General features: G+C 36.9%; 10 protein-coding genes and 1 pseudogene. 1 reads left to right on the top strand and 10 read right to left on the bottom strand.

Annotated elements, in window-relative coordinates:
* Positions 1-128: 128 nt before the first annotated feature.
* The 9 genes and pseudogenes from essB to AB1279_RS03250 form a co-directional block, all read right to left on the bottom strand.
* Positions 129-1,331, bottom strand: coding sequence for a type VII secretion protein EssB (gene essB, locus AB1279_RS03290; RefSeq protein WP_429753350.1), 1,203 nt, complete (start codon positions 1,329-1,331; stop codon positions 129-131).
* A gap of 60 nt (positions 1,332-1,391) precedes the next feature.
* Positions 1,392-1,643, bottom strand: a complete 252-nt coding sequence (locus AB1279_RS03285; protein WP_429753349.1) for an EsaB/YukD family protein — start codon at positions 1,641-1,643, stop codon at positions 1,392-1,394.
* A gap of 12 nt (positions 1,644-1,655) precedes the next feature.
* Positions 1,656-2,159 carry a type VII secretion protein EssA gene (gene essA, locus AB1279_RS03280; protein WP_429757801.1) on the bottom strand — a complete coding sequence of 168 codons (504 nt, stop codon included), beginning with the start codon at positions 2,157-2,159 and terminating at the stop codon, positions 1,656-1,658.
* Entirely contained in the window at positions 2,131-5,466 is a 3,336-nt protein-coding gene (esaA, locus tag AB1279_RS03275) for a type VII secretion protein EsaA (protein ID WP_429757800.1), read from the bottom strand. Before esaA ends, essA begins: the two co-directional genes overlap by 29 nt.
* Positions 5,467-5,757: 291 nt before the next feature.
* Positions 5,758-6,054, bottom strand: coding sequence for a WXG100 family type VII secretion target (locus AB1279_RS03270; RefSeq protein WP_429753346.1), 297 nt, complete (start codon positions 6,052-6,054; stop codon positions 5,758-5,760).
* 542 nt (positions 6,055-6,596) lie between these two features.
* Positions 6,597-7,415 (bottom strand): 1,4-dihydroxy-2-naphthoyl-CoA synthase, encoded by an 819-nt coding sequence (gene menB / locus AB1279_RS03265; RefSeq protein WP_336484269.1) that lies wholly within the window; start codon positions 7,413-7,415, stop codon positions 6,597-6,599.
* A 36-nt stretch (positions 7,416-7,451) separates the two neighbouring features.
* Positions 7,452-8,240: pseudogene (gene menH / locus AB1279_RS03260) on the bottom strand (2-succinyl-6-hydroxy-2,4-cyclohexadiene-1-carboxylate synthase); the annotation flags it as partial.
* The gene (menD, locus tag AB1279_RS03255) at positions 8,237-9,991 is read right to left on the bottom strand and encodes a 2-succinyl-5-enolpyruvyl-6-hydroxy-3-cyclohexene-1-carboxylic-acid synthase (RefSeq protein WP_429757799.1); all 1,755 of its coding nucleotides are present in this window, start codon (positions 9,989-9,991) and stop codon (positions 8,237-8,239) included. The pseudogene menH and the gene menD, both read right to left, overlap by 4 nt.
* Positions 9,988-11,382: an isochorismate synthase gene (locus AB1279_RS03250; protein WP_429757798.1), complete on the bottom strand. Its 1,395-nt coding sequence runs from the start codon at positions 11,380-11,382 to the stop codon at positions 9,988-9,990. Before AB1279_RS03250 ends, menD begins: the two co-directional genes overlap by 4 nt.
* Before the next feature lie 247 nt (positions 11,383-11,629).
* On the opposite strand from AB1279_RS03250, the gene AB1279_RS03245 reads away from it, so the two are divergent.
* On the top strand, positions 11,630-12,583 hold the full coding sequence (locus AB1279_RS03245; RefSeq protein ID WP_429757797.1) for a 1,4-dihydroxy-2-naphthoate polyprenyltransferase: 954 nt from the start codon (positions 11,630-11,632) through the stop codon (positions 12,581-12,583).
* Between the two features lie 196 nt (positions 12,584-12,779).
* On the opposite strand, the gene AB1279_RS03240 is transcribed toward AB1279_RS03245, so the two are convergent.
* On the bottom strand, positions 12,780-13,565 hold the full coding sequence (locus tag AB1279_RS03240) for an enoyl-CoA hydratase/isomerase family protein (RefSeq protein WP_429757796.1): 786 nt from the start codon (positions 13,563-13,565) through the stop codon (positions 12,780-12,782).
* Positions 13,566-13,667: the final 102 nt, after the last annotated feature.

Raw genomic sequence — 13,667 nt, 5'->3', positions numbered from 1 at the left:
TGTACTGTTTCTCTTAAAGATAGTAAAACTCCCACCTAGCTTCTTTTCTTTACGTTTTGAGGTGAGAGTTTTACTACTCATTAGAGCAGGATACATGAAGTAAAAGAAGTTTCATTCTTTTAACGTTCTTATTTTGTTCCTTTGTTCGTATTAGATAAATCTTTTTCGTCAGATGTATCACTATATTTCTTTTTATACTCATCTAACTGTTGCTGATATGTTTTTAACTTCTCATCTCGATCTTTTCCCGACAATTTTGGATTATTTTTCACAGCCTCTATTTGTTTGATTAAGCCATACATGATTAATTGCGGATCATCAATGTGCTTTGCTATATCTAGTGATTTGTCAAAATCCCCTTTACCGTTATAAACCCAATACAGCAAATAGTTTTCATCACTCTTTAAACTTACATTCTTCATAATGGCTGATTTTTGCTGTTCGGATAATTTCTCACCCTTAACATAAGAATATGCCAACTCATATTTAGAAGCTAAAGGTAGTCCTTCAGAATCTTCATCTCTTAAATTACTAATGACTTGATCATAATCAGTAGCTAAAAAGTTTTTATTTGCTTCCAGCAATGTATTTTGATAAGGTACTTTCATAAATATGTAATACGCTAATGGTGCTACTAAAATAACCGTAGCTGCCGCAAAAGAATATGTCATATATTTGAACCTTTTAAAATTTTTCTTAGGAACAATTTGCATATTCTTTTCTGTTTTTATTTGTTCTTTTTCAAAGCTATCTTCAATAAATTTGATTAATCCGTCTAAACTGTCCATACTAACAACATTTTGCTCAAATGTTGTTTCTTTTACATTTTTCAAGACGCCACTATACAATTCATCGTAGCTATATTTTTTAGAAAACAATGCAATAATTAAACATTTATATTGTAATAAGAATTTTTCTTCTGTAATGGGGGTTGGGGGGACAATCTCTCGAATTCCACGATGAACAATAAAAGGTAAATAATTAGCATCAAATACTAGATTTTCAGGGTGTAAAAAGAACGTTATTCTTCTATGTAAATACTCTTTAAAACGAGCGACATTTCGAAGCAATCGTAATTTTTCATTTCTCTCTAAATCTTTTATATCGTCCCACTTCTTTAGTTTCTTACTAATTTCGTATGAAAAGACAAAAGCATCCTCCGTTTCTTCTACTGCTACCGGAACAAAGATTGCTGACTTCTCCATTAATAAATCAAATTGACGAAAATCTTTTACTTGAGTTTGTGACTGGGCAAGTTCTAATTTCCAAGTCCCTTCGCCTATTTCAAATCGATAATTCATTGAATCAATCTGAATCGTTTTCTCCACCATGTTCTTCTCCTTTTGATCGTATACATAAATTTCTATATATTAAGCTATTTATCCAAGTAGTTATAGTACTTGCAAAATATCTCCATCAGTTACTTCATAATCTATTAACCGATCATTGTCTGTTAGTAATAGCGACTTATTGACAACTTTTATAACATAATGTGACCCATCATGACTTTGAACCTTTAATGTTTCTATTAAATTCTTCAACAAGTATTTAATAGATTGATGATTAGGAATGCGTAAATCATACGTGTTCCCATTCCACTTACTAAAATCTACGGTGACATTAACATGTGTTTGAACAGCCATTTGTATTTCTCCTTATACCCAGGTTTTTCGGATAATGATATAAATACCACTGCAAATCAATATGATTCCCATAATGAGTAGCACTGTAATTGTTGTACTAACTGGTGTTCCATTTGTAGCTGCTTCACTCTCTGTTTCAATAGAACTCATTTTGACCACATAGTTTTTCTGGAATAAACTTTCTTTTGTATCTTTGACATCATCATTTGTTTTTGTATTAAGAAACAAGGATGCTCTTAATTCTTGCATTTCTTTCTTTTCTTTCTTTTGTTTTTCTGCAATTTCTTTTTCTACTTTTGAATTAAATAATTCTACTCCTGCCTTATCTAATTCCGTTTCTTGTTTCCCTTTATTCATTTTCTCTTCATCTGTTTGTTCTACTCGGTCTAATTTAAACTCCATTTTCCCATTATCATTGAGGTAGCTCTCTGCCGCGCTCCTCATCGGTAACGCGGCAAATGAGCAAAGGAAAAGAAACAATGATAAATTAACTAATACTTTCCGTGATTTGATCATCTAACCCTTGTTCCTCTCCTCTTCTTCTATGCCATACAAAAAGATTAATAATAAATCCTAAAATAGCTAAGCCAAGAATAAATCCAAAAATAGCAGGCTCACTATTTTTACCACTTATAAAATCATTTAAAAATGTTTCAATATATTGAAGTGGTGAGAATTTACGTATTTTTCCAAAGTACGACATTTTATCTATATTCATTCCTACTGCATTCGTTAAGAACAAATACATACTAAAAAACGTTAATAATACAAACATCCCAATCATTTTTACTTGACGTAATAAGTATGTGGAAATAAGAACTGTAGCAACCATGATCATTGTAATAGAACCAATCCACATTAAATTACGTATCTGATCAAATTCCAGTAAATGCCCTGAAATAATACCAATAGTTATCCCTTCTGCAATTGCAATTCCTAAAGTAATTGCAGTAATTGGTACATTTACAAGCATCGTAGATAATTCTTCTTCAAAGTCATCTTTTTGAATACGTCTTTTCTCTTGATGTGCGATTGCATAAGAAGTAAATAAAGCAACAATAAAGCATACCAATACCATTAAGTACGGTATAAACACATCTCCAGCTGTAATCGTACCGTCATTTTGCTTCTGAACTGGATTTGCTAAAAATTGATATAAGTTTTCATTTTGGCGCTCCCCAACACGGCTATTTTCCAATACTTTCATGAAGTTTTTAGAAAATTCCTTATCATCCGTCATTTTATCGCCTAAATCATCTAATAATGTATTAGCTTTTGATACAATCGTTACTCCGCTATCTTGAATGTCTTTTGCTTGATTATTAATTTGATCAAACGTTTTATACACTCCATCAGATGCTAGTAGATTACTTTTAGACTGCTCACTTAAAGACTGACTTTGTGCTAATACAGACTTAAATTCAGAATCTAATGCTAATACAGCTGTTTGTTCTCCTTCACGACTACTTGCCACTACTTTTTGTTCATTTATTAATTTCAAGCTATTTTCACGCCAGGCCGCTACATTTTTTAAATATTCACCTAAGTTAGTATTCATAATTTGCGCTTGCTCTGTTGTTTGTTTTAACGTCTCTGCCAAGTGATCTGAATTTTGATCGGCCTTATTTACTAACTGCATATATGTGTCTATTTTTTCTTTTAAATTACTCACTTCTGTTGTGACTTCTTTTTGAGTCTCATTTGCAACAAAATTTGCCATCACATCTAGTATATTCTGTTTATTTAAAATGTAATAAAGAGAGCCTGTTGTCGCATGATCGCTTAATTTTCCCTCTTCCAGCTTTCCTGCTAAATCTTCTGTTTTCATATCTAGACCATAATATAAATCATATAAACTTAACAATTGTTGATAGCTCTGTACAATTTTAACAGGTTCCTGAATTAGCGAATTAGTTGTACCCCGATATAAATACTCATCTTTATTATGCGAAATTTGATTATTTGTCTGTTCAATCGTTTTTACCTTAGTATTATCTTTATTGAGATTGCCTGGATTTGTACCGGCCCCTGCATTCGAATCACCTGGATTTGTACCAGTTCCCGTATTCGAATCACCCGGGTTTGTACCTGTCCCTGTATTCGAGTCACCTGGGTTTGTACCTGTCCCTGTATTCGAATCACCTGGGTTTGTACCTGTCCCTATATTCGAATCACCTGGGTTTGTACCAGTTTTCGGATCAGTAATTGTTATCTTTTCATCATTATGTTTTATATTCCACTGCCATGTTACTGGACTAAATACATCTATGTCTGCATTTATATCTAATAACTTAACATGTACGCGAACATCTAAATTCCCTTCTTCTCGAGCAGGTAAAGTGACCGTTCCACTCTTTAAATATTCTTCTGTATAGTCTTGGCCATTAATCGTTAACGCTTGCTGATTTGAATATAGCCCAAATCCACTAGGAAGATTTAACGTAAAAGTTTGATTAGCATCCATCCTTGGCACTTTTTTTATATCGCTAAATACGAGTTCTCTTCCCACAAGACCCTCTTTAATACTTTGAATCGTCTCTCCTAAAGGTATAGTATTAGTACCTTCATACTTAAATTGATTCTCTGCATTATATTTCTCAGTTACTCGAATCACATTTTTTAATTGTGTCTTTGTTTCATTAGGTAAAGCAACCTGATCGATATCCTCAACTTTCAAAGTTGGTAATTGGTTGATTAAACTTTCAATTTTCTTCTTAATTTGCTCATTAGGCTGTTGCATTAGTGAATTTACATATATTTCTTTTTGGTTATCATCAGAAATTGCCTTCTTTAATTTCTCACTAATCTTAGCTTGGATATCCGACTTTAATTTATCTGTTAAATCAGCATCAAAACTTCGGATTTTACTATTAATATCCGTTAAATATTCTTTAATAGATGCTGAATCTGATAAAATATTATTCTTATTATCTCCAGCGGTAAATTGCTCTGCTATCGCTTTATTTGCTAATTCTAAAGCCTCTAGTTGCTTTACTACATCATCTGTATTTAAATCTGTGTTAAACTGATTAAGTTGATTTGAAAAATTGTTTGCGATTACGCCATTTTCCATCTGATTTTTTTGAAAACCACTAAGGTTATTTTGATAAGATGAATTATATTTTGAAGTTTCATCAATATTTTGTTCGAATCCCTTTAAAACACCTTCAAATCCTTTGAACGTATCAACTGAAGCCCCTGTATAATCTTGTACAGTTTTAAACTGTTGCGTATAATTCACTAACGGGTTACGTATATCCGTTTTATACACATTCACATGATCTTGCTCTTTATTGATTATTGCTTGTATATTATCCTGTGCACCTTGTAATTTCCCAATGATACTTGCAAAATAAACATCTACTATGCGCCTGTTGAACTCTTCTAATATAGAAGAAGCAATATTTTCTGCTTCCGCTTTTAAATCTTTGTTACCAGTTGTATTAATTCTATAACTTAATGTTACCTTTTCAGGAGAATCAGAATTAATAGCAACCGCTTTCTTAGAAAAATCATTTGGAATAACAATCATCATGTTATAATTATTGTTTTTTAATCCACTCTCTGCTATTCCACGACTTACTACATACCATTGTTGTTTATCATTTTTATTAATGCTTTTTATAAATTGATCTCCAAACTCTATTTTTTTCCCTTCAAATATTGTTCCTTGATCCTCGTTTACTATGGCAACTGCCATTTTTTTAGTATTGTTTCCGTCTTCTTTCTTTAACTTTTGATTTAATGCTAAATAAGAAGTTCCTGTTGCTAACATAAGAGCTAAAGAAATAAACAACAAGATCTTCCATTGGAATTTTTTCACTACTTACCACTCCTGCGAATACGAAATATACTAAATAATTTTTATATTACTATTAGCATGCAGATTGTTTTTGGCTTTAAAATATATAGCTGATTAAATTTTCGACATATTTTTACTACGTTGCTCGTTGGTTATATTGACATAATTACAATGGAGAGAATAACTATTTCCACTGCTACAAGGGGCAATTCATAAATCGAAACTTTAATCAAGCTGCATATAAATCAGCCATACAACAATAGTTGCATGGCTCGTTTATCAATCTTCTTTAATTACCAAAAATACTAGTTCTTATTTTAAACCGAAGTTTTGTGACAACTGCGCATCATGCTCAGCAACAGCATCTGCAGTTTTAGAAAGTTGAGTGTTAATATCTTGTAATAATTGAGCGAAGTTGCGTACTTTTGGTGATAATTCATTAAATTGTCGATCAAAACCTTCGAAAGCACGACCTTCCCACTCACTTTTTAATTGATTTTGTAAACTTTCTAACTTTCTTAAAATACCATTGATTTCTTCAGAGCTTCTTCCATATAGCTGCGCCTTAGATTTAAGTTCATCAGGACTCATACGAATTTGTCCAGCCATTTAATATTCCTCCTATCAATATAATAAATTGCAAAATTAATATTTTTTTAATTTTACAGAATAAATTATAACAATATATGTAAAAGTTTTACAGGGTTATTTTGTAACTTTATGAAAATAAATAAATAAATAAGTAAATAATATTGTTTAATTAAACTAAACAATATTATAATATATATAATTTTATTAATTCACCATGACACTAAAATAACGTTCTTTCTATTTAAAAATCCAGGGTAAGAAACTGTAAAAAAAGAGACTTGATGAATTTTCATCAAGTCTCTTTTGTTCTTCCCGATCACTATCCAGCTACAGCGGCTAGAATGTTCGGTGGCTTCGCTTCTTCCTACGAGGCAAACTGCGCCTCTACGTCAGAAGCTCCATCCCCCTCACATTCTAAACGAGCCGCTTCCGCTTTTGATCCTATCCAGCTTCGCCTCCTAGCCCTTCACGTCTAAGAACCTTCCGCACGAGAAGACAGAAAGCGCCTTCTGTGCGAAAGAACCTTAGCCGTCAGGGCTGAACAGTCAGCTTCGCTTTTATCAAGGAAAACGAGGGAATTGTCCAAAGTCCGGACGGCGTTTTTCTTTAAACGCATCGCGGCCTTCTTTCGCTTCGTCTGTTGTGTAATATAATAATGTTGCATCCCCAGCTAGTTGCTGAATACCTGCAAGACCATCTGTATCTGCATTAAATGCAGCTTTTAAGAAACGAAGTGCCATTGGGCTGTTTGCTAAAATTTCTTCTGCCCATTTCACAGTTTCTTCTTCTAACTGTTCTAATGGTACAACTGTGTTAATTAAGCCCATATCAAGTGCTTCTTGCGCGTTGTATTGACGGCATAAGTACCAAATTTCACGTGCTTTCTTATGGCCAACCATACGAGCTAAATAGCCAGCACCGTATCCACCATCAAAACTACCTACTTTTGGACCTGTTTGGCCAAATACTGCGTTATCTGCTGCGATTGTTAAATCACATACGATGTGAAGAACATGTCCACCACCGATTGCATAACCTGCTACCATTGCGATAACTGGTTTTGGAATTGCGCGAATTAAACGTTGTAAGTCTAATACGTTTAGGCGCGGGATTTGGTCTTCCCCAACATATCCGCCATGACCGCGAACCTTTTGGTCACCGCCAGAACAGAATGCACGGCCACCTTCACCTGTTAAAATGATAACGCCAACATTTTGATCATCTCGTGCATGTGCAAAAGCATCGATTAACTCCATTACCGTTTTTGGACGGAATGCATTATGTACTTCAGGACGGTTAATCGAAATTTTTGCGATTCCATTGTATGTGGAGTAAATAATATCTTCATAATTGCCTTCTTTTACCCATTCAATCGTCATTTTGTCTCTACCTCCTTTTATGTTTTGCAAAAAGCCCCTTACTATTGTATCAAACTTTTGCGGTTGTTCCACATGAATTGCATGGCCTGCTCCAATAATTTGTACAAATTCAGCATGAGGGATATGTTTTTTCATCTTTTTTAAGATGTGAAAGAACTTTTCATCATATTCGCCGCTCATGAGTAAGACTGGCATTTGCAAGTGTTGCAATTCATGCCACCAAGATGGCTGTGCTCCTGTTCCCATGCCTCGCAAGCTATTCGCAAGGCCCTCAGGATTATTAGCTAATCTTTTTTCGCGTACGCGATCCTGTACATGAAGCGGTAACTTTTTTTGCGTGGCAAAGAGCGGAATGTTCTCCCACTTTTCAACAAAATCGGCTACCCCTTCTCTTTCAATGTTTTGGGCAAGTTGTTCATCCTTCTGCCTGCGCTCTTCACGTTCCGCTTCCGTTATGAGTCCCGCTGTACAGTTTTCTAACAAAAGAGACGAGACGCGCTCTGGATACAAACAAGCAAACGTAAGCGCAAGGCGTCCGCCCATAGAATATCCCAACACATGAGCTTTCTCAATTTGCAAATGATCGAGCAATGCAATAAGGTGCGCAGCTACCGTTTCGATATTATAATGCCGGATTTCCTTTGGACTTTCTGTTTTACCGTGTCCGATAAGATCCACTAAAATGACTTGAAATTGCTCGCTCCATGCAGGAACAAACGAACGCCATGTTTCCATGCTGCCTGTAAAACCATGAAGAACAAGAAGCGGCTCGCCGCTTCCGATTACTTCATATTCGTAAGAAACACCATGTACGTTTACTTTCATTTCTCTTCACCTTGCAACACTTCTGAAACAATGGCTGCTGCCTCTGCCATAATGTCACGATGAAGCTGTAAGTTCTCTTCACGGTCTGTTTGTATTTCAATGACATGCAGTCCATTTTCTCTCGTACCTTTGTACACTTCATTTCGAAACGCTTCCCATGTTTTTACGCGCTGGAATGAACCGTTATACATATTGACGACATGTTCATAATCAAGTCCGAGCGGCGTGCCAAATAAAGCTTCAAAATGTTCTTTCTGCTCATACTGCGGTAAAAATGAGAAAATACCGCCGCCATCATTGTTCACGACAACAATGGTTGCATTTAAATCATGCAGCTTTGCTGCTAACAACCCATTTAAATCATGGTAGAATGATAAATCTCCCACAACTAATACGAGCGGATCACGTGCTACACTCACCCCAAGCGCTGTCGAAACAATGCCGTCAATGCCGTTTACACCGCGATTTGCTAATACTTCAATATTTTTATCATTTGTGAAGAAAAACGTATCTGTATCACGAATTGGCATACTATTACTTACAAATAAAGTTGCATCATTTGGCAAAACATCTACAAGTTCTGTAATTACTTTTCCTTCAAATGCATGCTCATACGATTCAACTTGGACAAGTTTCTCTTTCGTTAAGGCATTCATTTGTTGCCACATACGAAGCCAGTCATGATTATTTTGCTGCTCGGTACCATTTACAAGCTGCTCACAAAATGTAGCGTCATTGGCATATACAACTTCTGTGGACATAAGCGCTGGATCACGCCAATTTCCAGATTCATCAACGACAATGTGTAATGCTTCCGTTTGCTTTTTTAAATATTGCGTAAGTGCTTTGGAAACTGGCATGCCGCCGAAGCGAATGATTACATCTGGCTTCCAACAATCACGAAGTTGTTCATTTCGTAAAAATGTATCATAGCAATCCACCACTGTCTCTTTATCGTGAAGACCGCTGCGAAGACCAGAAAGCGGATCTGCAAGGATCGGATAACCGTATGCTTTTGAAAAAGCCACGACAGCTTCTGCAATATTTGGATGACTATCATCACCACATACAATAAGCCCCTTTTTCATATGCGAAAGGCGCTCTCGTAAAGATGCTGCATATTCATCCGTCACTGCTATTTTCCCTTGATGGACGGTTGTTTCGTATTCTCCGCGGCCTTTTTCCCATAAATTTTCTAAAGAGAAATTCGGAATTAACGGCTCGCGAAGCGGAAAGTTTACATGAACGGGTCCTTTCGGTGTTTGTAATGCCGCTGCAACCCCTCGTCCTACTGTCATCCGTGCATATCGATACATTGGTTCTGCAGCTTCAGGAAGTGCCATTTCAATAAATTGTTTCACAAACGAACCGAATAAATGAAATTGATTCATTGCTTGCGGTGCACCAACATCTCGCAATTCATGCGGACGATCCGCTGTCAGTACAAGAAGCGGAACGCGTGAATGAAATGCTTCACATATAGCTGGATAATAGTTTGCTGCCGCTGTGCCTGATGTGCATAATAAGGCAACAGGGCGTTTTTTTGCCTTCGCAATGCCAAGAGCAAAAAAGGCCGCTGATCTTTCATCCACGTGTAAATATGTGCGGATTTGTTCATGCTGTGCCATTAATAAGGCAAGCGGCGTTGACCGCGAACCCGGGCTAATAACAACATCTTGCACATGCAGGCGCGCCAATTCATCAACAAACGCGCCTAAGTAATACGATAATGCTTCTATATGATTGCTCATCTAGATAGTCCCTCCAAAGCAGAAAGCATCGGCTTAAATTTCAACCTAGTTTCCTCATACTCTAAATGCGGCTTCGAATCAATAACAATGCCGCAGCCAGCAAATAACGAAGCTTGTTTACCAGACAATAATCCGCAGCGAAGCGCTACCGCAAACTCACCGTTTCCTTGCTCATCAACCCAGCCAATTGGCGCTCCGTATAAGCCTCGATCTAATAGTTCTACTTCACGAATCAATTTCAGCGCTTCTTCTCGAGGTGTTCCTCCAAGAGCTGGTGTTGGATGAAGTTCTTCAATCATCGATAATAAATCACCATTTCCATTTGCTTGTACTGGTGTGTATAGATGAAGTAAATTTTTTGTCTGCAATAATTGCGGTTCATATGGAATATCGACCGCTTCACAATGCCTTGTTAACACACTGCGAATCATGTTTACAACATAATCATGCTCTGCTAAATTTTTCTCATCATGCAAAAGTTCATATCCATTCTCTTTCGTTTCCTCTTCTGAAGCACCTCGTCCAATCGAACCGGCAAGACACATGGATGTATATGCTTCTCCCTCTTTACGAAGAAGCCTTTCTGGCGTTGCTCCTAAGAAGCACGTTCCTTTATAATCAAATGCAAATACATAACAATCCGGTTGTCCTATGCGAAGTGCTGCCAAAACAGAAGCCGAATCAACATCTTTATCCAAAACAAGTTGCATCTCGCGAGCTAACACGACTTTTTGGACAACTCCTCGCTTCATTTCTTCCTGCACTTGTTCAATTGCTCGTAACCATTTCTCCGGCTCTACCTCCACTTTCGAAAGAATGGTCACATTCTCTTCCACGAAGGAATGCTTGCTTTGCTGCAACAATTGCTCCTCAGCGTTTTGTAATTGCTCATAAATCTTTTCTGCACAATCGTTTCCGGAAACAAAACGGTTCACTGTTAACCATGCCTTTTTACTCTTTACCGTTAACAAAAAGGCTGGCAATTGCAGTGTTGTATCATGAAATGACTTCCATAAATCTGTTCTTTCTTTTCGTGGATCAAAGGCAAAACCACCAAATAAAAGCGGTCCTGTTCCAAATTCGTAAGTATCACGATGAATTACTGCTTCGTCTTTCAATTGCGCCCACTCTTGACGAGCATTTTGAAAGCGCTTATTAGAAGAATTTGCTATAGTAAAGGCAGAACCTACTCCAGCGAAGATAACGTGCTGCGATGGATCTGCAAAATAACATCTGTCTCTATATCCAAATTGTGTTCCTGCTGCATAAAAAAGGAGTGGATCAATCCATTCCACTTGCTTCACAAAACTAACGAGTACTTGCCCGTTAGCCGCGCGCTGAATCGCAGTAAGAATCACATCTTTTACATCATGTTGTTTCGTTTGAATCACACAGTCTCCCCCCTATGGGCGAAAAATAGTCATAAATACGCTTGATTTTAAGATACACCTCAAATGAAAGGTGTGTCAATGTTTAGCATTTCTGAGAAAATCCGAGCATATTCCTAGAAAATAAACGTTGACACTATATGATGCTTTTCCTACACTTAATTGTGTACTTTTTGTGTACCTGTTCCGCTCTAATGAGCAGTAAGAACTCATTTTTATTTTATATAACAAACAGATAGGAGGATTCCAAATGGAAGTAAAAGCTGAAACGAATTCCTCTTCCATGCAGCCAAAGCCAAGTAAACAAACAGGCTGGCGTATTTGGTGGAGCTTATGCCGCCCTCATACATTAACTGCCGCTTTTGTTCCCGTCTTTATTGGAACAACTTATGCTATGCAAGTTGAAGGTATGAACAAAATAAATCTTCCTCTTTTCCTTATCATGCTTCTTGCTTGCCTTCTCATACAGGCAGCAACAAACATGTTTAACGAATACTTTGATTATAAAAGAGGGCTAGATCATGAAGGATCCGTTGGGATTGGCGGTGCAATTGTTCGCGATGGTATTCAGCCGAAAACAGTCTTAAACTTAGGGTTTGGATTATTTGGTATCGCAATTTTATTAGGCGTTTACATTTGTATGAACTCCAGTTGGTGGCTTGCGGCAATCGGTCTCGTTTGTATGGCTGTTGCCTACTTATATACAGGCGGTCCAATTCCAATTGCCTATACACCTTTTGGAGAATTAACAGCAGGATTATTTATGGGTGTTATTATTATTGGGATTTCATTCTTTATTCAAACTGGAACTGTAACATCAGAAATTGTACTACTATCCATTCCAAACGCCATTTTAATCGGGGCTATTTTACTTTCTAATAACATTCGTGACTTAGATGGAGACAAAGAAAATGGTCGTAACACGTTAGCAATTATCGTTGGACGTGAAAACGCAGTTGGTGTTCTTGCCTCCATGTTTATCGTTTCCTATATTTGGACGATTGCATTAATCATTGTCGGAATCGTATCTCCATGGATGCTTATCGTTTTCCTAAGTGCACCAAAAGCATTTAAAGCAACAAAAGGATTTATCGGAAAAAGCATCCCGATGGAAATGGTACCTGCGATGGTTGCTACAGCAAAAACAAATACAATTTTTGGATTTTTAATGGGAATCGGGTTGTTACTTGGATATTTCCTATAAGAAAAGCGCAAGTGTGGAAGCACTTGCGTTTTTTTGTGGTGCATTCATGTTATATGTTTATCCCACATTAATGGGCAGTAAGATACAGTTTACTAAGAACAAGTTGCTATAGCCTTATAAATCAAGGGTTTACTCCAAACTATTGTGTTATTTTCATCCAACTTTATTTTAAATCACACATGATTGTTTTCATTAACTATCTTCCTTTAAATAATGGTTGGGTCTTTTCTAAAAATGATTTCGTTCCTTCTCTGAAGTCCTCGGTGGACGCTATCAAACCGAAATAATCTGCACCGAGAAGTGCGGACTCTTCTAAAGTTACATTACCTCCCCGATGAATTGCCTCCCAAGTCATTTTTACTGCGATAGGAGCCTGAGACAGAATTTCTAAGATAAGCGTTTCTGCTTCTGATAGTAATTTATCAGGTTCAACAATCCTATTAACCAGTCCTATTCTATAAGCTTCGTCTGCACTTATCGCGTTTCCAGTGAGCAATAGCTCTGTAGCACGCCCCTTACCTATAAGTCTGGGCAGTCTCGTAGTTCCTCCAAAACCGGCAACAGCTCCAATACGGACTTCGGGATGTCCTAATCTTGCATGATTAGCACAAACACGGAGCGCACATGATTCAGCTAACTCAAGTCCACCTCCTAGTGCGAAGCCGTTGATGGCAGCAACAACTACTTTCCCTAATGACTCAATTTTATTCGTAACTGTAACAGCTAACTGAGCTAAATCACGTACTTCTAACGGAGTGGCTTTATTGAGAAACTGAATGTCAGCACCTGCGGAAAACGCCTTTTCTCCGGCACCGATAATTATCACTGCTTTTACACTTGAATCAGTTTTAACCTTGTTCAAGACGGAAGAAAGTTGTTCAAGAACATCTCGGTTTAACGCATTTAGTGCTTCCGGTCTGTTTAGTGTAATTCTCGCAATACCATTTTCTTCAGTGTAGAGAACGACATTTTTATTTAACATCTTAATCCCTCCAATGGTTTAGTGTACCGACACAAAAGGTTACTTATTTTTGTCACTCCTTTTTATAGTATTAAAAGCAGACTTTGACTGAGATGCCACCAC

Origin of the sequence: Bacillus sp. S14(2024) (genome assembly GCF_050473785.1) — a bacterium.
Taxonomy (GTDB): domain Bacteria; phylum Bacillota; class Bacilli; order Bacillales; family Bacillaceae_G; genus Bacillus_A; species Bacillus_A yunxiaonensis.
This window is presented reverse-complemented; position numbering and strand designations above follow the sequence as displayed.